General features: G+C 64.1%; 24 protein-coding genes. 12 read left to right on the forward strand and 12 right to left on the reverse strand.

The features are described from left to right. The first annotated feature begins 7 nt into the window (after positions 1-7). Both LB541_RS21625 and LB541_RS21630 read left to right on the forward strand, forming a co-directional pair. Entirely contained in the window at positions 8-493 is a 486-nt protein-coding gene (locus LB541_RS21625) for a thioesterase family protein (RefSeq protein ID WP_140495288.1), read from the forward strand. A 147-nt stretch (positions 494-640) separates the two neighbouring features. Continuing rightward, complete coding sequence (locus tag LB541_RS21630; protein WP_140495286.1) at positions 641-838, forward strand: hypothetical protein; 198 nt, start codon at positions 641-643, stop codon at positions 836-838. 51 nt (positions 839-889) lie between these two features. Here LB541_RS21630 and LB541_RS21635 read toward each other — a convergent pair whose 3' ends face one another. Next, complete coding sequence (locus LB541_RS21635; protein WP_140495284.1) at positions 890-1,369, reverse strand: Lrp/AsnC family transcriptional regulator; 480 nt, start codon at positions 1,367-1,369, stop codon at positions 890-892. Between the two features lie 89 nt (positions 1,370-1,458). On the opposite strand from LB541_RS21635, the gene LB541_RS21640 reads away from it, so the two are divergent. Next, positions 1,459-2,358 (forward strand): EamA family transporter, encoded by a 900-nt coding sequence (locus LB541_RS21640; protein ID WP_140685495.1) that lies wholly within the window; start codon positions 1,459-1,461, stop codon positions 2,356-2,358. 8 nt (positions 2,359-2,366) lie between these two features. On the opposite strand, the gene LB541_RS21645 is transcribed toward LB541_RS21640, so the two are convergent. Continuing rightward, entirely contained in the window at positions 2,367-3,263 is an 897-nt protein-coding gene (locus LB541_RS21645) for a dienelactone hydrolase family protein (protein ID WP_140559539.1), read from the reverse strand. Between the two features lie 243 nt (positions 3,264-3,506). Here LB541_RS21645 and LB541_RS21650 point away from each other — a divergent pair, with 243 nt between their 5' ends. Both LB541_RS21650 and LB541_RS21655 read left to right on the forward strand, forming a co-directional pair. After that, positions 3,507-3,662 (forward strand): hypothetical protein, encoded by a 156-nt coding sequence (locus LB541_RS21650; protein ID WP_181168351.1) that lies wholly within the window; start codon positions 3,507-3,509, stop codon positions 3,660-3,662. Between the two features lie 4 nt (positions 3,663-3,666). Continuing rightward, positions 3,667-4,101, forward strand: a complete 435-nt coding sequence (locus tag LB541_RS21655; protein ID WP_140664700.1) for a hypothetical protein — start codon at positions 3,667-3,669, stop codon at positions 4,099-4,101. A gap of 30 nt (positions 4,102-4,131) precedes the next feature. Here the strand turns inward: LB541_RS21655 and LB541_RS21660 are convergent, their stop codons facing one another. Further along, positions 4,132-6,447, reverse strand: coding sequence for a glucose/quinate/shikimate family membrane-bound PQQ-dependent dehydrogenase (locus LB541_RS21660; protein ID WP_140685493.1), 2,316 nt, complete (start codon positions 6,445-6,447; stop codon positions 4,132-4,134). Between the two features lie 182 nt (positions 6,448-6,629). On the opposite strand from LB541_RS21660, the gene LB541_RS21665 reads away from it, so the two are divergent. Continuing rightward, positions 6,630-9,323 (forward strand): ATP-dependent helicase, encoded by a 2,694-nt coding sequence (locus tag LB541_RS21665; RefSeq protein ID WP_140685492.1) that lies wholly within the window; start codon positions 6,630-6,632, stop codon positions 9,321-9,323. 185 nt (positions 9,324-9,508) lie between these two features. Here LB541_RS21665 and LB541_RS21670 read toward each other — a convergent pair whose 3' ends face one another. The 3 genes from LB541_RS21670 to LB541_RS21680 all read right to left on the reverse strand — a co-directional run bounded on the left by LB541_RS21670 (position 9,509) and on the right by LB541_RS21680 (position 13,924). Next, positions 9,509-9,823 carry a hypothetical protein gene (locus LB541_RS21670; RefSeq protein WP_140495272.1) on the reverse strand — a complete coding sequence of 105 codons (315 nt, stop codon included), beginning with the start codon at positions 9,821-9,823 and terminating at the stop codon, positions 9,509-9,511. A gap of 123 nt (positions 9,824-9,946) precedes the next feature. Further along, positions 9,947-11,500, reverse strand: a complete 1,554-nt coding sequence (locus LB541_RS21675; RefSeq protein ID WP_140516561.1) for a trimethylamine methyltransferase family protein — start codon at positions 11,498-11,500, stop codon at positions 9,947-9,949. A gap of 12 nt (positions 11,501-11,512) precedes the next feature. Then, positions 11,513-13,924, reverse strand: coding sequence for an FAD-dependent oxidoreductase (locus tag LB541_RS21680; RefSeq protein WP_224619556.1), 2,412 nt, complete (start codon positions 13,922-13,924; stop codon positions 11,513-11,515). Positions 13,925-14,233: 309 nt separating this feature from the next. Here LB541_RS21680 and LB541_RS21685 point away from each other — a divergent pair, with 309 nt between their 5' ends. Next, complete coding sequence (locus LB541_RS21685; protein ID WP_140685491.1) at positions 14,234-15,724, forward strand: esterase-like activity of phytase family protein; 1,491 nt, start codon at positions 14,234-14,236, stop codon at positions 15,722-15,724. A gap of 168 nt (positions 15,725-15,892) precedes the next feature. Continuing rightward, the gene (locus tag LB541_RS21690) at positions 15,893-17,365 is read left to right on the forward strand and encodes an MATE family efflux transporter (RefSeq protein WP_224619557.1); all 1,473 of its coding nucleotides are present in this window, start codon (positions 15,893-15,895) and stop codon (positions 17,363-17,365) included. 12 nt (positions 17,366-17,377) lie between these two features. On the opposite strand, the gene LB541_RS21695 is transcribed toward LB541_RS21690, so the two are convergent. Then, positions 17,378-18,586 (reverse strand): MFS transporter, encoded by a 1,209-nt coding sequence (locus tag LB541_RS21695; protein WP_224619558.1) that lies wholly within the window; start codon positions 18,584-18,586, stop codon positions 17,378-17,380. A 197-nt stretch (positions 18,587-18,783) separates the two neighbouring features. After that, a complete protein-coding gene (locus tag LB541_RS21700) occupies positions 18,784-19,188 on the reverse strand; it encodes an SH3 domain-containing protein (protein ID WP_140495260.1) in 405 nt (134 codons plus the stop codon). 237 nt (positions 19,189-19,425) lie between these two features. Here LB541_RS21700 and LB541_RS21705 point away from each other — a divergent pair, with 237 nt between their 5' ends. Further along, on the forward strand, positions 19,426-20,001 hold the full coding sequence (locus LB541_RS21705; protein ID WP_140495258.1) for a TMEM175 family protein: 576 nt from the start codon (positions 19,426-19,428) through the stop codon (positions 19,999-20,001). Between the two features lie 4 nt (positions 20,002-20,005). Here the strand turns inward: LB541_RS21705 and LB541_RS21710 are convergent, their stop codons facing one another. Beyond that, positions 20,006-20,287, reverse strand: a complete 282-nt coding sequence (locus LB541_RS21710; protein WP_140495255.1) for a hypothetical protein — start codon at positions 20,285-20,287, stop codon at positions 20,006-20,008. Between the two features lie 158 nt (positions 20,288-20,445). Here LB541_RS21710 and LB541_RS21715 point away from each other — a divergent pair, with 158 nt between their 5' ends. After that, entirely contained in the window at positions 20,446-21,312 is an 867-nt protein-coding gene (locus LB541_RS21715) for an SDR family NAD(P)-dependent oxidoreductase (RefSeq protein ID WP_224619559.1), read from the forward strand. Between the two features lie 79 nt (positions 21,313-21,391). Here LB541_RS21715 and LB541_RS21720 read toward each other — a convergent pair whose 3' ends face one another. From LB541_RS21720 to LB541_RS21730, 3 genes are all read right to left on the reverse strand, one after another. Beyond that, the gene (locus LB541_RS21720) at positions 21,392-21,832 is read right to left on the reverse strand and encodes a low affinity iron permease family protein (RefSeq protein ID WP_181173455.1); all 441 of its coding nucleotides are present in this window, start codon (positions 21,830-21,832) and stop codon (positions 21,392-21,394) included. 333 nt (positions 21,833-22,165) lie between these two features. Then, a complete protein-coding gene (locus LB541_RS21725) occupies positions 22,166-22,807 on the reverse strand; it encodes a DapH/DapD/GlmU-related protein (RefSeq protein WP_140557546.1) in 642 nt (213 codons plus the stop codon). An 85-nt stretch (positions 22,808-22,892) separates the two neighbouring features. Continuing rightward, a complete protein-coding gene (locus tag LB541_RS21730; RefSeq protein ID WP_140630936.1) occupies positions 22,893-23,396 on the reverse strand; it encodes a CreA family protein in 504 nt (167 codons plus the stop codon). A 220-nt stretch (positions 23,397-23,616) separates the two neighbouring features. Between LB541_RS21730 and LB541_RS21735 the strand changes: the two genes are divergently transcribed. Continuing rightward, a complete protein-coding gene (locus LB541_RS21735) occupies positions 23,617-24,195 on the forward strand; it encodes an SCO family protein (RefSeq protein WP_140495247.1) in 579 nt (192 codons plus the stop codon). 10 nt (positions 24,196-24,205) lie between these two features. After that, positions 24,206-25,078 carry a 50S ribosomal protein L11 methyltransferase gene (locus LB541_RS21740; RefSeq protein WP_224619561.1) on the forward strand — a complete coding sequence of 291 codons (873 nt, stop codon included), beginning with the start codon at positions 24,206-24,208 and terminating at the stop codon, positions 25,076-25,078. Positions 25,079-25,114: the final 36 nt, after the last annotated feature.

Consider the following 25,114-nt stretch of genomic DNA (forward strand, 5'->3'; position numbering starts at 1 on the left):
AGTTGCCATGCCGATCCCCGCCCCTTTTGTTTCTCAGCCAATGGCTATCGAGAAGGACTGGATCGATTATAACGGCCATCTCAACATGGCCTACTACAACGTCCTGTTCGACCGCTGTTCGGATGAAGCCTTCGAGGCGATGGGCATGGGGCTGGACTATGTCAAGAACCGTCGCCTCACCATCTACACCGCCGAAGTCCATGTCTGCTACGTGCAGGAACTGCATCTCGACCACAAGGTCACGGTCTCCTTCCAGCTCATCGACCATGACGAGAAGCGGCTGCGGTTCTACCAGGAAATCCGCCATGCCGACGGCTGGCTCGCCGCGACGTCCGAGCAGCTTGCACTGCATGTCGACATGTCCGGGCCCAAGGTAGCCCCCTTTCCCGCCGACGTGCTGGCCAAGATCGAAGCGATGCGCGCCGCTCACGCAGCCTTGCCGATGCCCGAACGCGCAGGCCGCTCGATCGGCATCAAACGCAAGACGGCTTGAACCCGCCCGGGGCCCGCGTTAACCTTACCGAGGTTTTAACGGGAACAAGCCGATTGGACCGTTGCGCGACTCAGCGGGCCGTTCGAAAACGATCCGCATCGAAGTAGCGACACGGGCGGCGGGGCATAGCCGATTCGGGGGACGTGCATGAAAACCGATATCAAAGTCGAGGTGGACAGGCTCGCCGCCGATCCGCGCATTACCGACTATGATTTCTGGCGCTCGCTGAAGAACGTCAACAACGAGATCTTCCACATCGCCAACAACAATGAGCCGATCCCCTTCGACATGATCCGCTGGCGCGTCATCCTTAAGCAGGCCCGCATGAAGCGCGGCCACGCCTGACGCTGCGGGTAGAGCGGCCACTTCCGTTGACGACATTCCAGGGGTTTGACCTCAACCCTGTCGCCTGATCGCCGCCAGCGGCGAGCGCGCCACCACCGGCGATGACTGGATGATGGCCGTGTTGGTCATCGCGTAGGGAATGATGCGGTCGATCACCCGTTCGAGTTCGGCCATTGAGCCGACATGCGCCAGCGCGATGAAACAGTCCTCGCCGGTTACCCGGTCGCATTGCGCGATCTCGGGCAGGTCGCGGATGATCTCGGCCACGACGGCGAGCTGCCCCGGCACCGGCCGGATGCGCAGCCATGCCGACAGGTTCAGGCCAAGCGCCGCCGGATTGATCCGCACGCAATAGGCTTCGATGACGCCGCTCTCCTGAAGCTGCTTGATGCGCTCGGACACGCTCGGCGCCGACAGGCCGACGGCGCGCGCCAGCTCGGCCGTGCTGGCGCGCGCATCTTTTTCCAGCAGGCGCAGTATCTTCAGATCGACCGCGTCGAGGTCGAGATTTTCGTTTCGAAGGCGCTTCATCAAAAACTCCTTGCATCCGGAAAGCGACCGAGGTCCCTGAACGACCACTGCCCATATCAGACGGAAAAAATACCTGCGATACTGATCCGATGAACGATCGGACGCAAGTCCAAACCTCGCCCACAGGTGCGGCCTTTACCAGCCTGCCGACATCGCTGCCGCCGCATGTCTGGTTCTGCGTCAGCGCCGTGTTCCACTATCTCGGCCCTGCCTTCGCCGTGCTTTTGTTTGCGCAGATCAGCGTGCTTGGCATGGCCTGGCTGCGCATCGCCACCGCCGCGTTGATCTTCGCGCCGCTGACGCGTCCGTGGCGAACCTTCGCCCAGGCCGATCGGTCGACACGGCTGCTGCTGCTCGCCTTCGGCGTCTGTCTGGCAGTGATGAACTGCTCCTTCTATCTGGCGCTCGACCGCCTGCCGATTTCGCTGGTGGCCGCGATCGAATTCGTCGGCACCATCGGCGTCGCGCTGGTCGGTCTCCGAAGCGCGCGCAATCTCGCTGCCCTTGCCGTCGCCGTGGCCGGCACCTTGCTGCTGATCGACGTCAAATGGTCCAGCGATCCTATCGGCCTGTTCTGGGCCTTCCTCAACGGCGCGCTGTTTGTGGGCTATATCGTGCTTGGCCACCGCGTCGCCGCTTCAGGCGCCGGCGGCGGCATTGCCGGGCTCGGCGCCGCGATGGCCGTGGCCTTCCTGGTCGTGCTGCCGATCGGCCTCACCGACGCGTTGCCCGCCTTTTTCTCCGCGCCGCTGCTGCTGGCGGCCATCGGCGTCGGCATCTGCTCCTCGGTCATCCCCTATATCTGCGACCAGCTCGCCATGACGCGGCTGCCGCGGTCGAGCTTCGCGCTGATGCTGTCGCTGCTGCCAGTCACCGCGACGCTGATCGGCATTCTCGTGCTGCGCCAGATCCCCGGCATCAGCGACTGCATCGGTATTGCGCTGGTGGTGGCCGGCGTCGCCTTGCATAGGCCTGCGAGCACGCAGTAGATCCTCCGCTAAGCCAGTTTCTCCTTCAGGAAGGCGACGGTCCGGCCCCAGGCGAGATCAGCCGCCTTCTTGTCATAGCGCGCTGCCGAAGTGTCATTGTTGAAGGCGTGATTGGCGCCTTCATAGACATAGACCGTGTATTCGACATGCGCGGCATCGAGTTCCTTCTTGAAGGCGTCGATGCCGGCATTGGTCCGTTCGTCCAATCCGGCATAGTGCAGCAGCAGCGCCGCCTTTATCTTGGAAACGTCCGCGGCCTTCGGCTGCATGCCGTAATAGGCGACACTTGCCGCCAGATCAGGCGCGTTCACGGCGAGCATGTTGGCCGTGCCGCCGCCCCAGCAGAAACCGACGACACCGACCTTGCCGTTGCCGTCCTTGTCGGCCTTGAGGAAAGCCACCGTCGCGACGCCATTGGCGACGGTCTGCGCCGGATCCAGCTTGGTGAACATGTCGCGCGCCTTGTCCTCGTCGGCGGGCGTGCCGCCGAGTGGCGATAGGAAATCCGGAGCGAGCGCCACGAACCCCTCCAGCGCCACGCGCCGGGCGACGTCGCGTATATGCGGGTTGAGCCCCCTGTTTTCGTGGATGACGATGACGGTGCCGAGCTTGCCCGCCTGGTCCGCCGGCTTGACAAGATAGCCCTTCATCTCGCCGCCGGCGCCAGGATAGGCGATTTCCTGGCCTTTCACGCGGGGATCGTTCTCGGCGACGATGGCCGCCTGGGCGGAGTTGGCAGCCAGCATCGGCGCGATCGCCGCGGCCGCCGCCCCGGATCCCGCAAGCCGGGTCAGTTGCTCCATGAAGCGGCGGCGATCGAGTGTCAGATGCGTGTATTCGTCATAGGCGTCGATCATCGCCTGGGTGATCCCAAGCTTTGCTGGTCTGGCGGCTGCTTTGGTCATGGCGCATTCCTCGGCTTCAGGCTTCAACACCGGAGCTAGATAGGGGCGCGGCTGGGCCGGTCCAGCCTGGATGAGCGCAGCGGCAAGCATCGGCCGCAGCCAGTGAAGCCGGCAACGCCGGCGCCCGCCCCATCACTTTTTGGTCATCGCCGATAAATCCTGCCGGCACTGCCACAATGGTAAGGGAAGCTGCGTGCTACCGATGCCCGTCCCATCCCGTCCCGACCAGAAGGAGCGCCGCCGATGACCATGCCGATCCTCACCAGCGCGTTCGTCCTTGCCCTGGCCGCCGCTCAGGCATTACGCTTCAGGCTTGCGGACGCAGGCAGGCGGTCGATGATCGAGCTTCGCATCGGCCGGGACCACCGCCCGGACCCGAAATTCCCAAATTTGAGGTGAGACCATGAACGTCCAGGATATTGTCAACACCGTCTCGCAAAAGGCGGGCCTCGACCAGGCAACGACCGAGAAAGTCGTCGGCACCATCTTCTCGGTGCTGGAGCACGAGGCGGAAGGCACCAACGTCTCGGGTTTCTTCGCCAAGATTCCCGGCGCCGACGATCTCGCCCGCCAATACGACGTCATGGCCGCCGGCGCGGCCGGCGGTGGTGGCCTGCTGTCCTCGTTGCAAGGCGCGCTGGGCGGTGTTCTCGGCGAAAAGGCCGGCGCACTGATCAACGGCGTCGCCGCGCTCAAGGCCTCCGGCCTCGATATGGCGCAGATCAGGCAGGCCGGCGCCGCGCTGATCCAACAGGCCGAAGCCGCCGCCGGGCCTGACCTCACCAATGAAGTGCTCGGCTCGGTGCCAAGCCTGAAGAGCCATCTCGGAATCAGCTAGGGCGCGATCCTGCGGGACCGAACCCGTTCCTTACTTCGGCAGTGCGTATGCCATTACATAATCGCCGGGCTTGGTGCCGACCGAGCCATGGCCGCCGGCGACGATGACCACGAACTGGCGCCCGTCAGCCACCGTGTAGGTCATCGGCGTCGATTGCCCGCCGGCTGGCAGGCGCGCCTGCCAGAGCTGCCTGCCTGAGGTCAGGTCGTAGGCGCGCAGGTAGTCGTCGACCGCGGCGCCGAGGAAAGCCACCCCGCCGGCGGTGATCATCGGCCCGCCAATGCCGGGCACGCCGACCTTCAGCGGCAAAGGCAGCGGCGTCATGTCATAGACCGTGCCGTTCCTGTGCTTGTAGACGATCTGTCCGGTCCTGAGGTCGGCTCCGGCGACATAGCCCCATGGCGGCGCCTGGCACGGAATGCCGAGCGGCGACAGGAACGGTCCCATCACCACCGCATAAGGAGCGCCGTCATTTCGGTTCAGCCCCTGCTCGCTGCCCTTGGCGTCGCCTGGCGGCGGCACGTCCGCGCGGGGCACAAGCCTGGAGGTGAAGGCGAGATAGGTCGGCATGCCGAACAGCACCTGCCGGACCGGATCGACCGCCACGCCGCCCCAGTTGAAGACGCCGAAATTGCCGGGATAGACCAGCGTGCCCTGCAGCGATGGCGGCGTGTAGCGGCCCTCGTAGCGCAGCCTGTGCAACGCAATCCGGCACGCCAGCTGGTCGAACATGGTGATGCCCCACATGTCGGCATCGGTCAGCGGCGGCGGATTGAAGGAAAGGTCCGACACCGGCTGCGTGGGCGATGTGTGGTCGCCTTCGATGGCGCCGCCGGGCGCCGGCACTTCCTTGACCGGGATGACCGGCTCGCCGGTGCGCCGGTCGAGCACGTAGAGGTCGCCCTGCTTGGTCGGCCCCACCAGCGCCGGCACGACCGTGCCGTCGGCCTTGGTGATGTCGACAAGGCTCGGCTGCGCCGGCACGTCCATGTCCCACAGGTCATGGTGCACGGTCTGGCGCACCCATTTCAATTGCCCCGTATTGAGGTCGAGCGCGGTGATCGAGGAGGAGAATTTCTCGACGTTGGCGCTGCGGCCGGCGCCGAGCTGGTCCGGCGTCTGGTTGCCGAGCGGTATGTAGAGCAGGCCGAGCTTTTCGTCGGCACTCGGCGTCGACCACATGTTGGGCGAATTGGCGGTGTAGGTCTGGCCTGCCGCCAGCGGCGTGGTCTGGTCGGGATTGCCGGAATCCCAGTTCCAGATCAGCGCGCCCGTGGAGGCATCGAAGGCGCGGATGACGCCGGACGGCTCCTGCGTGGAATAATTGTCGTTGACCGCGCCGCCGACGATGATCTTGCCGCCCGATATCAGCGGCGCCGAGGTCGAATAGTAATAGCCGGACTTGGGATAAGGCATGCCGGTCAGAAGGTTCAGCGTGCCGCCTTCGGCAAAGGACGGACAGACCTGACCGTTGGCGGCGTCGAGCGCGATCAGCCGCGCGTCCGAAGTCGGCAGGTAGACACGCGCGGCGCAAGGCTGCCCGGCACCGATCTTGGCGTCGGCGTAGTAGGAGACGCCGCGGCAGGTCTGGTGCTGGCGGTCCTTGTCGAGCTTGACCTGGGGATCGTAGCGCCACTTCTCCTTGCCCGTGGCGGCGTCGATGGCGATGGCGAAATTGTGCGGCGTGCAGATGTAGAGCGTATCGGCGATCTTCAGCGGCGTCACCTGATAGGTGGTCTCGCCGACATCGTCGGGACCTTTCACGTCGCCGGTGCGATAAGTCCAGGCCGGCTGCAGGTTGGCGACGTTCTCCGGCGTGATCTGGTCGAGCGGCGAATAGCGCTGGCCATAGGGCGTACGGCCGTAGAAGTGCCATTCGCCGGCAGGTATGTCGCCGCCGAGATCGGCCGCCGGGGTCACCTTGTCGGTGTCGAGATTGCCGGCAATATCCTTGGGATCGGTCGTCATTGAATAGCCGGCGACCGCCAGCGACGCCAAAACGGCGAGAATGAGCGGCGCGCGGCCATCGGGACCAACAAGGCCCCGCCTCGCCCACGGCGTCAGCAGCCACAACGCGACGAGCACGATGATGCCGCCGCGCGGCCCGAGTTCCCACCAGTCGAAGCCGATTTCCCAGACCGCCCAGGCAAGCGTGCCCAGCACGATCGCGGCGTAGAGCCAGAGCGCGGTGGATCTGCGCCGGTAGAGCAGCCATGCTGCGATGAGGAAGGCGATGCCTGATATGATGTAGTACCAGCTGCCTCCCAGTGAAGCCAACCAGATGCCGCCGGCGCCAAGCGCGAGGCCGATGAGGAAGAGGATGAGGGAGGTGATGGTGACAGCCAAGATGATACTCCTTCGACTGTTGCGCGCCTCGAGGCGGCCGTGGGCAACAGGATCCCCTCCCTGCCCTTTGCGCAGCTTTCCCTCACCCGCCCTGCCTGTCAAGCAGGCCGGAAACAATCAGGAGTGGAACAAAACGTAGACAGTTCTGGTCTTTCTCCACCGAATCACTACATTCGGGGGCGATGTCCGGCTTTTCCGAAGACATGCCCTTTTTCGATGAACCCGATGCGCGGCCCACCGCCCCGTCGGGCATCGCCGCGCGCGCCATGGCTGCCCGCAGCGGCCACAACAACGCGCCCGACTATCTCAAAGGGTTGAACCCCGAGCAGCGGCTGGCGGTGGAAACCACCGAAGGTCCCGTTCTGGTGCTGGCCGGCGCCGGCACCGGCAAGACGCGCGTCTTGACCACCCGCATCGCCCACATCCTGGCGACCGGAAAAGCCTTTCCCTCGCAGATCCTGGCCGTGACCTTCACCAACAAGGCCGCGCGCGAGATGAAGCAGCGCATAGGCATCCTGATCGGCGAAGGCAATGTCGAGGGCATGCCCTGGCTCGGCACCTTCCACTCGATCGGCGTCAAGCTCTTGCGCAGGCACGCCGAGCTTGCCGGGCTGAAATCCGACTTCACCATCCTCGACACCGACGACGTCGTGCGGCTGATCAAGCAATTGATCCAGGCCGAGGGCCTTGACGACAAGCGCTGGCCGGCCAAGCAGTTCGCGCAGATGATCGACGGCTGGAAGAACAAGGGGCAAGGCCCGGCCGATATCGCCGAGGGCGATGCGCGCAGTTTCGCCAACGGCAAGGGCCGCGAGCTCTACAAGGCCTATCAGGAGCGCCTGCAGACGCTGAACGCCTGCGATTTCGGCGATCTGCTCTGCCACCCTATCCGCATCTTCCGCGCCAATCCGGACGTGCTGAAGGAGTATCACAAGCGGTTCAGATACATCCTGGTCGACGAGTACCAGGACACCAACACCGCGCAATACATGTGGCTGCGGCTCCTGGCGCAGCGGCCTGAAGGCAAGCCGATCTCCCCCCTTGAGGGGGAGATGTCCGGCAGGACAGAGGGGGGTGCCTCGCGCCGACAGGCCGGTGGGGCACCGCCCCCCTCTGTCGGCTCCGCCGACATCTCCCCCTCAAGGGGGGAGATCGGGCGCTCTTCGTCCGAAACCCGCGCCACCGTAAACATCTGCTGCGTCGGCGACGACGACCAGTCGATCTATGGCTGGCGCGGCGCGGAGGTCGACAACATCCTGCGCTTCGACAAGGATTTTCCCGGCGCCACCATCATCCGGCTGGAGCGCAATTATCGTTCCACCGCGCATATCCTCGGCGCCGCTTCGCACCTCATCGCCCACAATGAAGGCCGCTTCGGCAAGACGCTGTTCACCGATCGCGACGATCCCGAGGACGGCAAGGTCAACGTCCACGCCGCCTGGGATTCCGAGGAGGAAGCGCGCGCTGTCGGCGAGACCATCGAGGCTTATCAGCGCCAGAAGCACAATCTCAACGACATGGCGATCCTGGTGCGGGCGTCCTTCCAGATGCGCGAGTTCGAGGACCGCTTCGTCACGCTCGGTCTGAACTACCGCGTCATCGGCGGCCCGCGCTTCTATGAGCGCATGGAGATCCGCGACGCGCTTGCCTTCTTCCGCGTCGTCGCGCAAGGCGCCGACGATCTCGCCTTCGAGCGCATCGTCAATGTGCCCAAGCGCGGCCTCGGCGAAACCACCATCCGTCAGATCCACGACACGGCCCGCGCGCTGCGTGTACCGATGCTGGAAGCCGCTGCCAAGCTCGCCGAGAGCGATGAATTGAAGCCCAAGCCGCGCGCCGCATTGCGCGAGGTCGCCGCCAATTTCGAACGCTGGCAGAAGGCGCTGGAAACCACGCCGCATACTGAGCTCGCCGAGACCATCCTGGAAGAGAGCGGCTACACCGACATGTGGAAGAACGACCGTTCGGTCGAGGCGCCTGGCCGGCTGGAAAACCTCAAGGAGCTGATCCGCTCCATGGAGGAGTACGAATCGCTGCGCTCCTTCCTCGAACATGTCGCTTTGGTCATGGATGCCGAACAGAACGCCGAACTCGACGCCGTTAACATCATGACGCTGCATTCGGCCAAAGGCCTCGAGTTCGAGACCGTTTTTCTCCCGGGTTGGGAGGAAGGCCTGTTCCCGCACCAGCGCGCGCTGGACGAAGGCGGCCGTTCCGGCCTGGAGGAAGAGCGCCGGCTGGCCTATGTCGGCGTGACCCGCGCCAAGAAGAACCTGCACATCTGGTTCGTCTCCAACCGCCGCATCCACGGCCTGTGGCAATCGACGATTCCCTCCCGCTTCCTCGACGAACTGCCTGAAACCCATGTCGAAGTCGCCGAAAGCGGCAACTCCTATGGCGGCTACGGCAATTCCTATGGCGGCGGCTCGTTCGCTTCCGGCCGAGGCGGCCAGGGGGCAGGAAGACAGAACCCCTATGGCGCCTCGCGGTTCGACAATGTCGGCGCCGAAAAATCCGGCGCCTTCTCCAACAGCTACGCCACGCCGGGCTGGCAGCGGGCGCAGCAGAACCGCACCGAGGCGACCGATCGCAACTGGGGCTCGCGCTCCGGCCACCAGGTCGAGCGCATCGGCTATGGCGAGACCGACAGCGGCTACGGCGCCGGCCGCACGAGCATCAAGGGCCGCACCATCGATGGCGAGTTGGTCGCCAAATCCGTCGCCGACACGCCGTCCCCCTTCAACGTCGGCGACCGCGTCTTCCACCAGAAATTCGGCAACGGCAACATTGCGGCCATCGAAGGCAACAAGCTGACCATCGACTTCGACAAGGCCGGCCAGAAACGCGTGCTCGACGGGTTTGTCGCGGCTGTGTGAGAAAAATGGACACTCACTCGCGTAAGGAGCTGGTCAAAAATCCTGAGGTTTTCTTGTGAAAATCGAAGTAGATTTTGACCCTAATTATGTTTGCGATTTCACAGCTAAAATTGATTGGAATGAATTCCAATAGCGTGGACGTCCGAAGTGAACGGAACTTTCGGTAGTCACCCGGGCCGGACCGCTCAGTCCACCTTCTTCTCTCCCGCCTCGCCAGCCTTGACGATATCTCCCGTCGTAAACAGGATTTCCTTCAGTTCCGCGCGCCAGTCCTGCTTCTGACGCAGCAGGAATTCGAGATCCATGCCGAAATGCTTGAACTCCTCGCCTTGCGCGTTCTTCATGATGGCGCGGGCCTGCGGGTCCTTCTCCACCGACATGCGCTGTTCGTACCAGGAGATCGCTTCCGCTTCCTCGATCAGCGAGGTGATCATGCGGGCGAAGGTTCGCACCTCCTGCGACAATTCTTCGGGCGGTTCGTGATACTGGTCGAAACCCATGTGGTCGTCCTCCCTCAATGGCTCGCAATGCGAGCAGGCACCGGCCGTCCCATGAATGCATGAGAGGTGCAGCGGGTTCCGGATCGCACCCACAATTCAGGACGATGAGAGGAATAAGCTATCTCACGATACCGGCGCCGCCCCGCCCTGTTCGGTGCGGCGCGCGATGAAATCATCGAGCACAGCTGATGTGGCAATAGCCGTCGCCGGCGGCTCGAAATCGGCGAGGATGCGCTTCCAGATACCGGTGGCGCGTTCGGTTGCGGTCTTGGAACCGGCCTGCGTCCAGTTGCCGAAATTCGACCAGTCGGCCACCAGCGGCTCGTAGAAGGCGGTGCGGTAGCGCGCCATGGTGTGACCTGCCGAGAAGAAATGGCCGCCGGGCTGCACTTCGGCGATCGCCTCGAAGCCGATGGCATCGTCGTCGCCGGGCGTGGCGGCGCACAGTTCAGCCACCGTCTGCAACGCCTCGATGTCGGTGACCAGCTTTTCGAAGGAAACGCTCAGCCCCCCCTCCAGCCAGCCGGCGGCATGGATGCACACGGTGGCGCCTGCCAGCACCGAGCCCCACAGCGCAAACTGCGTCTCATGCGCCGCCTGCGCATCGGAGATGTTGGCCGCGCTGCCGCCGCCCGAACGCCACGGCAGGCCGGTGAAGCGCGCCAGTTGGCCGGCTCCGAGCGTCGCCTTGATATGCTCCGGCGTGCCGAAGGCCGGCGCGCCCGATTTCATGTCGACATTGGAGGAGAAGGAGCCGTAGACGACAGGAGCGCCCGGCCGCACGATCTGCGCCAGCGTCAACCCGGCCAGCGCCTCGGCATGCTGCAGCGTCAGCGCGCCGGCCACCGTGATCGGGGCCATCGCACCCGCCAGGCAGAAGGGCGTGATGATCAGGACCTGGCCCGCCCTGGCGAAGTCGATGATGCCTTGCGCCATCGGGATGTCGAGCTGGCGCGGCGAATTGGTGTTGATGACGGTGTAGCAATGGGCGCCCGAGCGGAACTCGTCCTCGGACAGCCCGCGCGCCAACCTGATCATGTCGAAACTATCGTCGACCTGCGGGGTGCCGCGCGCGAAGATGAAAGGAAGCTTGTCCGACAGGGTCAGTTGCGCCCGGTTGACGGCGTAGTGGCGAAAACGGTTGTCGATGTCCTGCGGCTCGACGCAAGGTCCCAGCATGTGCAGCACGTCGAAATGCTGCACCAGCTTGATGAACTCCTCGAAAGCCGCCAGTGTGCCTGGTCGGCGGCCGCGTTCGAGGTCAGTGACGTTCGGCGCGCCGCACCCTGCCAGGAAGGTCATCGACCCGAGTTCCAGCGTCAGATCGCGGGAGCGGTCACCGGCATGGGTCTGGATCGATTTTGGCGCCGAGGCCAGTGCAGCCGCCACCATGTCGCGGCCGATCCGCACCATGTCGGTTTCGGGGTCGATCAGGGCGCCGGCGCGAGCGAGCAGGTCGCGCGCCTGCGGCAGCAGAACCTTGATGCCCAGCTCTTCCAGCACGCGCAGCGCCGTGTCGTGGATCGAGGCGACGTGGTCGTCCGAAAAGATTGGCTGCGGCAGGAATGGGTTCTTCAGAGAGCGGTAATTGGGCCGGCGGCTGCTCTCGCTGCCGGCGTCGCCGATGCGTCCTCGCCGGCGCTCGCGCCTGCCTTCGCGTGCCGCGTCATCGATCATCCGGAAACCTCCTCATTGCCGCATCGCCTTGCCCAAGGGATCGTAGGGCGAAGCCGGAATGACACGCGCCGGCCGCTCAGTGCCGACAATGTGCACGCAAAGCGCCGTTCCTTCCTCGGCAAAATCGCCATCCACCAACGCTAGCGCGACGCTCTTGCCGATCGTGTAGCCAAAGCCGCCGGAGGTGACGAAGCCGACGCGCCGAGCGCCGTGCCAGACCGGCTCGAAGCCGCTGGCGTCCGCGTCGATGGCATCGACTTCCAGCGTCACGATCCGTCGTGCAACACCGGCCTTGCGTTCCTTCAGCGCCGCCTCGCGGCCAATGAAATCGCCCTTGTCGAAAGCAATGAAGCGGTCGAGCCCTGTCTGGCCGGGCGTGTAGCCTTGCGTGAATTCACGCGACCAGATGCCGAAGCTCTTTTCCAGCCGAAGCGCGTTGAGTGCGTAATAGCCAATCTCGGCGAGGCCGAGATCCTCGCCGGCGGCAAGCAGCGTTTCGCGCAATGTGGCATGCATGGTGGCCGGGCAGTTGATCTCGAAGCCGAGTTCGCCGGCGATGGAGAGGCGAGCCATCCTTGCCCGCACCATGCCAATGTCGAATTCGCCGCATGCCATGAATGGCAATGCTTTGGGGGAGATGTCCTGGTGCGTCGTGCGCTCGACGATCTTTCTGGCATTGGGGCCGGTGACCAGAAAGCCCGACATCGCATCTGAAATATCGGTGACGCAAACGCCTTCAGCCATATGCGCTTCGAACCAGCGCATGTGGAATTCGCGCAGATAGTAGGAGCCCATCAGCCAGTAGTCGCCATTGCCCCAGTTGAAGACGGTGAGATCGCCCTTCAGCCGCCCGTCCGGCCCGAGCATCGGCGCCAGCCTCGCCTGTCCCGCCTTCGGCAGCCTGCAGACCAGCAGCCTGTCGAGCCAGGCCTCCGCGCCCGGTCCCGTGATCGCGTAGCGCGCATAGGCCGAGATATCGATGAGGCCGGCGGCGCGCCGGACTTGCAGCGCCTCGTCACCGACGATGTCGAAGGCGTTGGAACGCCTGAGCGTCGTCTCCTCGCGGAATCCCATCGGCGCGAAATAGGCGGGGATTTCCAGCCCCCAGGAGGCCATCCATTCGCAGCCCGCCGCACTCATGCCGTCATAGGCGCCGGGGCGTTTCAGCGGCCGGCCCGCAGGCATCCGTTCGTTGGGAAAGGTCATGACGAAACGACGAGAATAAAACTGTCGCGTCGTCTGCCTGAGATATTCCCGGTTTGCGGCGAAGGCGCCGTAGCGGGCGATGTCCATGCCGAAAATGTCGGCCTGCGGCTCGCCGTAAATCATCCACTCGGCCAGCGACTTGCCGACGCCGCCGCCCTGGCTGAAGCCGGCCATGACGCCGCAGGCGACCCAGTAATTCTTCAGGCCGCGGACCGGCCCGACGATCGGATTGCCGTCCGGGGTGAAGGTGAAGGCGCCGTTGACCCATTTGCGGATGCCTGCCGTCGCCAGGCAAGGGAAGCGCTCATGCGCCTTGGCAAGTTCCGGGCCGATGCGGTCGATGTCTTCGGGGATGAGCTCGATGCCGTAATCCCACGGCGCGCCGTCCATGTTCCAGTGCTTCGGGTTCTGCTCGTAGACGCCGAGCAGCACGCCCTTGCGCTCCTGCCGCAGATAGGAAAAGCCGTCGAGATCGACGGCCAGGCCGATCTCCTTGTCGAGGGCAGCGACTTCCGGAATGTCCTCGGTGACGAAATAATGGTGCTCCATCGGCGTCACCGGCAGTTCAACCCCAGCCATGCGGCCGAGTTGCTTGGCCCACAACCCGCCGGCATTCACGACATGCTCGGCGGTGATGGTGCGTTGCTCTGTGACCACGTCCCAATGGCCGTCGGCGCGCGCCTTCAGCTCGACCACGCGGTTGCGCAGGATCACGTCGGCGCCGCGCTTCTTGGCGGCACCGACATACGCATGCGTCGTGCCGTAAGGGTCGAGATGGCCCTCGTTGGAATCGTAGAGGCCGCCAAGCACGCCGGTGACGTCGACGATCGGGCAGATCGCCTTGATCTCGTCAGGCGTCACCAGCCGGGCGGTCTCGATGCCGACCGACTGGAATACCGCCCAGGCCGATTTCAGCCACTCCCAGCGCGCCGGATCGCTGGCGATGTTGACGCCGCCGGTCATGTGCAGGCCGACGTCCTGGCCGGATTCGGCCTCGATCTCGCGGTAAAGGTTGATGGTGTAATCCTGCAGCGCGGCGACATTGGGGTCGGCATTGAGCGCGTGGAACCCCGCCGCCGCATGCCAAGTCGACCCCGCCGTCAGTTCGGCGCGCTCGATCAGCGCCACATCCGACCAGCCGAACCGCGCCAGGTGATAGAGCACCGAAGCGCCCACCACTCCTCCCCCGATGACGACTGCGCGGTAGTGAGACTTCAAGGCTTCCCTCCCCGGACTGTCCGAAACCGGCACCATATACGTACTGTACATAAGTGTCTAGTACTGCGAACAGCTCCTGGACGCTGTCGAACCTGTGTTGGAACGATCGATTTTCCGGCGCGGCCGCACTTCCCCAGCAGCGTCGCGGCGGGCCGACGCGAATGCGTCACCAACTGTCATGCAAGCATCATGTTCGCGCCTTAGACCGCTTGCCGAGGGCACAAGCGGCCCTCCAGGGCGGCAGCCTCGCCGCCGCCAGGCAACCTCAGAATTCCGCCGTCCCGGCGCTTTGTCATCAAGGGGATATCCATGACGCATCTACGCTCATTCTCGTTGCGGCTGCTGGTCGCCGCGCTGGCGGCCTCGGCCGTTTCGCTGCCCGCCTTCGCCGACAGCTCGGCCAGCGTCGGCGGCGCCAGTTTCGTCAACAAGGGGCTGGTGGGGGTTGGCCGCATCCCGGCCGGCCAGCGCGACAGGTTCGGCGAGACCTTCGGCTCCGGCTCCGGCATGTCGATCGACACCGCGGGCTGGACGCATGATGCCGGCACCTACAGAGGCTCGCTGTGGCTGCTGCCCGACCGCGGTTATAACGTCGTCGGTACCACCGACTACCGGCCGCGCCTCAACACGATCAACATCGAGTTCGCCCCGGTGGCGCCAGGTGCCGCGCCCGCGGCCGGCCAGGAGCAGACCGGCGTCAAGGCGACGCTCGCCGACACCATGCTCCTGACCGACGACAAGGGCGCCGACGCCAGCGGTCTCGACCCGCTGAACGGCGTGCGTCCCGCCGCCGGCGACATGCCTGTCCTGCCGCAGGCCGACAATGGCAAGCTCGCGCTCGACAACGAGGCGATCGTGCGGCTGCCCGACGGCACCATGCTCGTCTCCGACGAATACGGTCCCGACATCTACCGCTTCTCCGCCGACGGCCGTCTGATGTCGGCGACCCAGCCTCCGGCCGCGCTCGTGCCGATGCGCCACGGCACGGCCAATTTTGCTTCCGACAATCCGGGCCCAGGTGCTGCCGAACCCGACCCAAAGGATCCCGAAACCGGCCGCCAGAACAATCAGGGCCTCGAAGGCATGGCAATGACGCCGGACGGCAAGTTCGTGATCGCGGTTTTGCAGTCGGCGACCCGGCAGGACGGCGGCGATTCGGCCTCGACGCGCCAGAACACCAGGGCGCTGGTCTATGACGCCTCCGATCTTGCCCATCTCAAGCTGGCACATGAATATGTCGTGCCGCTGCCGGTGTTCAAGGACGCCAAGGGCAAGACCAAGGTGGCTGCGCAAAGCGAGATCGTGGCGCTGTCGGATACAGCTTTCCTGATGCTGGCGCGCGACAGCGGCAACGGCCAGGGCCTGAAGGGCGAAGAGTCGCTGTATCGCAAGATCGACATTGTCGACCTTTCCGGCGCGACCGACATCGCCGGCGGTCCCTTCGATGCCGCCGACAAGCCGGTGGCGCCCAAGGGCGTGCTCGATCCGTCGGTGACGCCGGCAAGGCTGACGCCGTTCATCGACATCAACGACAAGGCCGAGCTTGCCCGCTTCGGCCTGCACAATGGCGCGCCCAATGACAAGGACAACCTCTCGGAGAAGTGGGAAGCGATGTCGCTGGCGAGCGTGCTCGATCCGAAGCTGCCCGACGACTATTTCCTGTTCGTCGCCAACGACAACGATTTCCTCGCCCAGGGCGGTTTCCAGGTCGGCGCGCCCTACAAGGCCGAGGACGGCGCCGATGTCGACACCATGTTCCTTGTCTTTCAGGTCACGCTTGCCGGCCTCGCCAGGAAGTAAGCATCTTGCAGGAGGCGCCGCCTGGCGCCTCCTGCCCGACAAGCTTGATCGGATGCACGACGGCGTGCCTTGCCCGCCGTCGCTCCTTTCGCAAGGGTGCATCCCGGTCGGGCCTGCGGTATCCTGCGTGCCGGACTCAAAACAACCAGCTTTGCCGGATTGCCCGCCATGGATGAAAAGATGCCCGCGCGCCGGCGCACCGGTGACCTGACCAGCGGCTCCATTCCGCGCACGCTCCTGCTGTTCGCCCTGCCGGTGCTCGGCTCCAACGTGCTGCAATCGCTCAACGGCTCTGTAAACGCCGTCTGGGTCGGCCGCTTCCTCGGCGAATCCGCGCTCACCGCCACCTCCAATGCCAATCTGGTGCTGTTCCTCATCCTCGGCACCGTGTTCGGCATTGGCATGGCGGCCACCATACTGGTGGCGCAATCGGTCGGCGCCCGCGACCTGCCCGAGGCGCGCCGCATCGTCGGCACCAGCGCCACGTTCTTCTTCTTCGTCTCGGTGCTGTTCGCCGTCTGCGGCTGGATCTGGGTAGACGCCATTCTGGGCGCGCTCGGCACACCGCCCGACGCCTTGCCGCTGGCGCGCTCCTATTTGCGCATCATCTTCGTGGCCGTGCCGATGATGAACCTTCTGTCCTTTGTGATGACGGTGCTGCGCGGCGCCGGCGATTCGCGCACGCCGTTCTTTTTCATGGCGCTCGCCGTCGTGCTCGACATCATCTTGAACCCGCTGCTCATCCGCGGCATCGGGCCGTTTCCAGAGCTCGGCATCGCCGGCTCGGCAACCTCGACGCTTGTGGGCCAGACGGTGAGCGTCATTGCCATCCTGATCGTGCTCTATGTCCGCAAGCACCCGCTGCGTCTGGCCGGCGCCAATCTGGCGCTGCTGCGGCCGGATCCCGCCTTGCTGCGCGTCGTCGTTTTCAAGGGGGTGCCGATGGGTTTGCAGATGATCGTGATTTCGGCCGCGGCCCTGACGGTGATGGGCATCGTCAATTCCTACGGTTCGCAGGTGGCCGCCGCCTACGGCATCGCCGCGCAGTTATGGACCTACATCCAGATGCCCGCGCTTGCCATCGGCGCGGCCGTGTCCTCGATGGCGGCCCAGAACGTCGGTGCCGGCCGCTGGGACCGCATCAGCCGCATCGCAGCGTCAGGCGTCGGCTTCAACCTGGTGCTGACCGGCGCTCTCGTGGCACTTCTATGGGTCTTCGACCGCTCGATCCTCAGTCTGTTCCTGAGCCGCGACAGCGCGGCGATAGACATCGCCGCTCACATCAACAACGTCGCGTCCTGGTCGTTCATCCTGTTCGGCGTCACCATCGTGCTGTTCGCCACCGTGCGCGCCACGGGCGCCGTGATGCCGCCGCTGGTCATCCTGGTGATCTCGGTGTTGGTCGTGCGCACCGGCTTTGCCTATTTCATGCGGGATGTGATCGGCGAGGAAGCGCTGTGGTGGAGTTTCCCGGCCGGCTCGATCACCTCCCTGCTGCTGGCCGCGGCCTACTACCGTCTCGGCGGCTGGCGCACCCTGCACATGATCGAGAACCGGCCGGCCGCCGGCGAGCCGCCCGACACCGGGCTCGGCGTGCCGCGCCAGCGCGCGCATTTTTCCCCAGAGACGCCGAACGGTTGAAGCTGACCGCTCTCAAGGCCTGTTTTCCAACCCAAAGCCCAGCGCGACCAGCGCAAACACGATGATCATCGCGGCGAACGCCAGGCTGGCCGCGATGGGGCTGGCATAGGTCGAGATGATGCCAATGCCGATGACGGGCAAGGCATTGCCGATAAAGCAGCAGATGAAGAAGCTGGATACCACTTCGGCGCGGCGATCCTCCGGTGCGATCTCGTTCACCACCTGCAGGCTGCCACGATAGCCGAGTGCGGCCGTCACGCCGCAGCAGGCGGTGGCGGCGATCATCAGCGCCATCGACGCCAGCATCTGCGCCGCCACCACCATGAGGATGCTGGGAATCATCAACGCCAGCGCGGTCAGCATGGCCTTGCCGCTCTGCATTTGCTTCAGCGCAACTATGCTGAGCGCGGTGATGATCGCCAATTCGAAGAACAGCGCACCGGCGACAGCATGGTTCGTCTCATGCAGTTGCTGCGCCAGGATGCTTGGCGCCACCGCCGCATAGAAGCCGACCAGCGCCATGGCGCCGAAACCGGTCACCGCCGGCGCGACGAAGCGCGCGCGGATTTCATCCGGCACGGCAAAGTGCGGCCGCATGGAAATCTGCCCGAGGCCGCCAGGCTCCGCCACCGTTTCGCGTGTACGCCAGACCAGGATGGAGACGATCACAAGCGCCGCCAGATAAACGATGAAGACCAGGCGCAAGGGCCACGGTTCATACTGCGCCAACAGTCCCGAGACGAGTGCGCCGAAACCGAGGCCCAGGAAATTGGTGCTGGTGGCAATGACGCTGGCGCGCGCCTTGTCAGCGCCGGGGAGAAGCTCGGCGATCCATGCCGTTCCGGTCCCCGCGCCGACACCGATGCCAAGCCCGCTCAGGACGCGCGCCACATCGAGCAGAACGACATTGTTGGCGAACAGAAAGACAAGCGCGCTGGCGATGGCGACGATCATGGCCGCGAGAGCGGCAGGCCGGCGCCCAACGACATCCGACGCGCCGCCCAACATCAGCAGGGCGCCGAGATTGCCGACGACATAGACCGCGTAGACCAGCGTTAGCGTGATCTGTGAAAAGCCGAATTGCTGCTTGTAGATGATGTACAGCGGCGTCAGCACCGTGCTGCCGGCAAACAGAACGGCGATCATTGTGGCGACCACCGGGATTGCGAGAGCCTCGCCGCCTGCTTCGTTGCGCGTATGCGCCAAGTCACGAATGGCCATGGCCAAACCTCTTCATCAGTTTCAGGGATCGCGACCTTAACGCGCCCTTACTCCCGACGTTCCGGCCGGCCGGCGGGCTCCTGACAGCATGACGGACGTTGTCTGGACCGGGAAACCCGTTGGCTGAACAGGCTCGTGTCGGAGCCGATGGTTCCGATCCGTCACGACATCCTGTCGTGTGACCCCGCTGCAATCCGTTATTTGCAGGAGAAACCTGGTGCGATCTTGCACTTCCCGGGACGCGGTTTGTGCGGTGGGCGATGGTGCGGAGGACGGTGCGGCCGATGCTGCCAGTGCGGCGGACCATGCGGCGGGCGCACGATGATCACCGGCGGGCGAACGACATGGGCCCGCGAGAGATAGCCGGAACTGGCCCAGCCGCTGAAGCCGCCGCCATGGATTCTGCACCAACCCGGTTGGCAGCCGGTGACGTTCACCCTGTAGCCGGCTGGCAGCGTCCCCACCTTGGCATATCCCGACCCGGGCCCGGAGCGCACGTTGAGGTTGGTGGTGGTGTGGGCGCTGTAGGCGAACGCGGCGGCCGACGTGCCGAGGATGGCGGCCAGAATGGTCGCGAGGCAGAGCAGAAATCGAAATCTCATCCGTCACCCCATTCGATCGCTCGGCCGTATGTGGTGCAGCCGAGCCTGTCTTCGATGGAGGACTGTGGCAAGAAAAGTCAACAATTTGCCACAGCAAACCATTGCCGCGAGCCGGCCTGGCGGGAGAGTTTCCCCTGATATAGTTGAGAAATTTCCCGGATGGCGTTTATCGGCCTGACAACATCAGCTAACGATTTAGCATCTTCAACGATCGACACCGGACATAGGGCGCAAATCATGGGCAAAGGCAGGGTCGAGGCATTCACCGACGGCGTCGTGGCCATCATCATCACCATCATGGTGCTTGAACTGAAGGTGCCGCACGGCGAGGATCTCTCGGCCTTGCTGCCGCTATGGCCGATCTTTTTCAGCTACGTGCTGTCCTTCATCAACGTCGGCCTTTACTGGAACAATTTGCACAATATGTTCCACACCGTGCAGCGGGTCGACGGCCGCGTGTTGTGGGCGAACCTCAATCTCCTGTTCTGGCTGTCGCTGATGCCGGTGACGACGGCCTTCATGGGCGAAAACCATTTCGCGCCGGTGCCGGTCGCCGTCTACGGCGCCGATCTTGCGCTGTGCGCCATCGCCTACTTCATTCTCGTCGTGACGCTTCACCGATTGCACGGCAACGATACGGCCTTTGCCAGGGCGATCGGCAACGACCGCAAGGGCAAGATCTCGCTTGTCGCCTATCTCTGCGCCATCCCGCTGACCTTCATCAGCCAGTGGATCGGCGTCGCGATCTATGTACTGGTTGCCCTGGTCTGGCTTGTGCCGGACCGGCGTTTCGCACGCGTGATCGAAAAATAAGGATCTATTCGCGCATCGCTTTCAGCTTCTCGGCCACCGACGCGGCAAGATCGGCGTAGCGCTCTTCCAGCCGTTCCGCCGCCTTGATGACCGCAAAGTCATGGCCGAACTTTTCCAGCGCCATGCGCAGCTTCTCGACGAAATCCGCCTGTTTTTCCAAGGCGGAAAACAGCGTCTTCACCTGTGCTTCGTTGATCTCGGGGTTTGCCAGCATCTGCGGCACTTCGCGGCTCATCTGATCGCCAATGGTGGTCTGCTGCTTCAGGATTTCGATCCAGTCCGTCAATCGGGAAATCTCCTTTTTGCGAGGCACCATGCGCAGTCTCGGCTGGACCGGTCAACCCGGCCCAGCAGGCTGCTGAAGCGCAGCCAGGCGCGTGGAGGCTTGCGCCAGCCCGCTCCGGCGCTAAGTTCGGCGCCATCGCAAGAAGGAATCCGCCGCCCATGCTGACCGACGCAGAACTCCAGACCGCTTTGCCCGCGCTTGGTTCGGGCAATGCCGCCGTCATTACCGGTGCTGCCAGCGGCATTGGTCTTGCGGCCGCGAAGCGGCTGGCTCTCATGGGCATGAAGATCGTGCTCGCCGATATCGCCGGCCCGCGTCTTGAGGATGCGGCCCGTGTTGTTTCCGCGATCGCCGGCGACGATGCCGTGCTGGCCGTCGCCGCCGACGTTTCGAAAGCACAAGACGTGGATCGTCTCGCCGAAAGAGCCTTTGGCGTCTTCGGCAATGTGTCGCTGCTGATGAACAATGCTGGTGTCGGCAACAACCCGGGCAAGCCGTGGGAGAACCGCGACGCTTGGAAGCAGCTGCTGGACATCAATTTCTGGGGTGTCGTGCATGGCGTCGAAGCCTTCGTGCCCCGCATGCTGGGAGCCCGCCAGCCGGGTCTGATCGTCAACACCGGCTCCAAGCAAGGCATCACCACGCCGCCTGGAAACCTTGCCTACAGCGTCTCCAAGGCCGGCGTGAAGACCTTTACCGAGGGACTGGCGCATGCCCTGCGCAACGAACCGGGTGCCCATCTGTCGGCGCATCTGCTGATCCCGGGCTTCACCTATACCGGCCTGACCGAGGGTGCGACCGAGAAGCCGGCCGGCGCCTGGACCGGCGAACAGGTCATTGATTTCATGCTGGAATCCCTGACAAAGCGCGACTTCTACATCCTGTGCCCTGACAACGAGGTGACGCGTCCGCTGGATGAGAAACGCATGGCCTGGGCGATCGGCGACATCATCGAAAACCGCCCTGCTCTGTCGCGCTGGCACCCCGACCACAAGGATGCCTTCGCGGCATTCATGAAGCAATGAGCATGTCCGAAAAATGAGAGCCGGTGTTCGGATCGGGTCGCATTCGAGCAACGACGGAACCCTTGGGGGTTAACCGGTTTCAGCCGGTGCTTCGAGCCACCTGCTTTTTCGGTTTGCTCTTTGACGCCACGGCTTTCTTGGCAGCTTCGGCCGCGATTTTCTCGTCATGCCGCTTCGCTGCCCGCTCGCATTTGGCACGGATCTCCTGGACCTCGGCTTCGGTCAGATGCTCGATACCGATGAAGGTGTTCTTGGCTTCGCTGACCCGGATCAACTCGTCCAGTTTGGCCTGGATTGCCGCGCCGTCTCGATTCTGGGTGTTTTGGATGAGAAACACCATCAGGAAGGTGATGATCGTCGTCCCGGTGTTGATCACCAGTTGCCAAGTGTCCGAGAAGGCGAAGAGTGGGCCGCTTACTGCCCAGATGATGACGATCAGGCAGCAGAGTGCGAATGTCGGCGACAGCCCCGCAAGGTGGGCTACCCGGTTGGCGATTTTGGTGAAGAGCTTCTCGATCATGGGGTCCCTCAAACAGCGCCGCGCCGTGCGGTACGCCGGAAGGAACAACCGGCGGCCATATCGGGTTCCCATCGGAAAGAAATACAACCGCCGCAATCGAATGCACGCATCAAGGGAATCGGAAGGACAACACACTTTATCGGTTTGGTGTCACAGTAACGGTGCAGGCAAAACAGGCCTGTTCCTTCCGCTTCACAGCGGTTTACCTCCAGCCCCTTCCGTTGCGCCACCCCCGCATGACGGAAGGGGTTCAGTCCGGAGCGCTCGCACAGTGGTTCCCTGAAGCGCGCCTTTGGCGCAAATGCGCGTGCTCTTCAGCCGCGCCGGCGTCACTCACGCGGCGTGATTTTCCCAGCGGTCCAGGAAGGTCTCGATGGTCATGGCCTGCATGTCGGGAACGGCGCTGGCGAGCTTTTCGACCGGCCAGTCCCACCAGGCGAGAGCCTCGATCCGCGCCGCGACATCGGCTGCGAAGCGCGGCCGAAGCGGCTTGGCCGGCACCCCGGCGACGATCGCATAAGGCGGCACGTCATGCGTGACGACGGCATTGGCGCCGACGACGGCGCCATTGCCGATGGTGAGGCCGGGCATGATCACGGCCCCGTGGCCGATCCACACGTCATGGCCGATGCTCACCGCCTTCGCCTGGCGTCGTTCGCGGAAGACGGCATCGACGCCCAGCCAGCGGAAATATTCGTTGGGCCGGTAGCTGACCTTGTGCTGGGTCAGCCGCTCGATCGGATGATCCAGTGCATTGATGCGGCTGTTGGCGGCAATCGAGCAGAATTTGCCGATGCTCGTGTAGATCGCCTCGGCGTGCCGCTCGAAGTAGGAAAAATCGCCGACGCTCACTTCGCGCAGTACCACCCGCTCGCCGATCGAGGCGTAGCGGCCCAGCTTGCATGCTTTCAGCTCCGCCGTCGGATGGATACGCGGCTCGGGATCTTTCAGCACGAGATTTTCGGAACGGTCCATACGGGCGGCTTTACGTCAGGGCAATAGCTCCCGCAAGCCGGGAGCAATTGTCGGTCGGGTCAATTGCACGGAAAAACGGATCCATCTATTTCGGTTTGCCCTTGGTCCACACCACGTTCTGGCCGTAGAGCGGCACGGTGGTGACCGACATTTTGGCCGAGCCGTTCTGCACCTGGCGCGAATGCGAGAGGTAGATCAGCGTCTCGTTGGCCTTGTCGTAGATGCGGTTCACCACCTGCTTCTTCCAGATCAGGCTGATGCCTTGCTTGAACACCTCCTCGCCGCCTTCGCTCATGTCGATGTCGCCGATGGTGATCGGACCGGTCTGGCGGCACGAAATCGAGGAATCGGAAGGATCCTCGAACCAGTTGCCCTTGTGCAGGCGGTCGATGATGCCGCGGTCGAAATAGGACACGTGGCAGGTGACGCCGTCCACCTTCGGGTCCTTGATCGCTTCGACGATGATGTCGTTGCCGAGCCAGTCGACGCCGACCTTGCCGACTTCATCGGCGACTGCGGCACCGGCGCCAAGGACAAGGCACGCGGCCAGGGCGCCGCCGATCAGATTTCGCCCAATCAGTCGTTGCAAGATAGCCTCCGAGGTTCAAGTTTGCCGGTCTCAGGTGGGGCGAAGGACGTTGCATTGCAAGCCGGCGGCCCCGATCAAAACGCCGGCATAGGTCACGGCCGGTTGCGTCAACGCGGCACCTTTGCGTGTACCCGGTCGAACCGCTAAGACTGTTCGCCGAACCGAGGGCTGCCTGGCCATGACCGGCATGCCGATGAAATTACAAGACGGAATCCTGCGGATGATGCGCTCAATACTGGTCGGCATTCTCGTCCTGATGGCGGCCGGCATAGGCTGGCTGACCTTCGACTGGTATCGCGGCCACTATGGCGGCGAGCCTTTCGGTGCCGCCTTTACGCTGGTCGACCAGAAAGGCGCGCCGATCACCGAAGCCGCCTTCCGGGGCCACCCCAGCGTCGTCTTCTTCGGCTTCACCCATTGCCCAGAGGTCTGCCCGACCACGCTGTTCGAACTGTCCGGCTGGCTGAAGACGCTTGGTGACGATGGCAAGAACCTGCATGCCTACTTCGTCTCGGTCGATCCGGAGCGCGACACCCCCGCGGTCATGAACGCCTATGTCAGCAATTTCTCTGACCGCATCACCGGCATATCGGGCGACCCGGACAAGGTCCACGCCATGGCGAAGTCCTTCGGCATCTACTGGAAGAAAGTCGACACCGGCGACGGCGACTACACGATGGACCATACCGCCTCGGTGCTGCTGCTCAACGGCAAGGGCGATTTCGCCGGCACGATCGCCTATGGCGAAAGCGCCGACACCGCGGTGGAAAAGCTCAAACGCCTCGCGGCCAAGGGCTGATGCGAAATCCATGACCCAGACGCGGCTCCATTTCACCGCCGGCAAGATCGAATCCACCAGAATTTTCGCCGCCCTCGATGCCGCCTTTGAGGACGAAGGCTTGCCGATAGCCGTGCTGGAGGTCGATGAGGACGCGGACATTCATGAAGTCTCTCTCTATGCCGACGGCGAGGTGGATGCGGTCGAGGCGCGGGTGAAGGACATTCTGGCAGGGCTAGCCCTGTCCAGGCCGGTCGAGCGCGAGACCTTGCCCGATATCGACTGGGTGGCGCGCTCGCTGGAAGGGCTGAAACCGGTGCGTGCCGGCCGTTTCTTCGTGCATGGCGCGCATGATCGCCGCAAACGCCACAGTGGCGAGCTTGCCATCGAGATCGAAGCGGGGCTGGCCTTCGGCACCGGCCACCACGGCACCACCGCCGGATGCCTGGAAATGCTGGAAAAGGTGACGCGGCGCGAGCGGCCGCGCAACGCGCTCGATCTCGGCACCGGCAGCGCGGTGCTGGCCATCGCTGTGGCCAAGCTCTTCCATATTCCCGTGCTGGCGACCGACATCGATCCGGTGGCGGTAAGCGTTGCCGCCGCCAATGCGCGGCTCAACCACGTCAAGGCGCTGGTGGAAACAGTGACCGCACCCGGATTCCACCATCCGATCTTTGCCAGGCGTGCGCCTTTCGACCTGATCGTCGCCAACATATTGGCGCGGCCGCTGATGCGGCTTGCTCCGGAAATGGCGCGACACATCAGCCTCGGCGGCTCGCTGGTGCTGTCAGGCATCCTCGACCGGCAGCGCGATGCGGTGATCTCCGCCTATGTCGGCCAGAGCTTTCGCCATGTCAGAACGCTGCACCGCGAAGGCTGGGTGACGATCCATCTCAAACGGTGACGCAGCCCCGTCTGGCCCTGCTGAAATCGATTCCGG

This window comes from Mesorhizobium sp. BR1-1-15 (genome assembly GCF_020165475.1).
Lineage (GTDB): Bacteria > Pseudomonadota > Alphaproteobacteria > Rhizobiales > Rhizobiaceae > Mesorhizobium.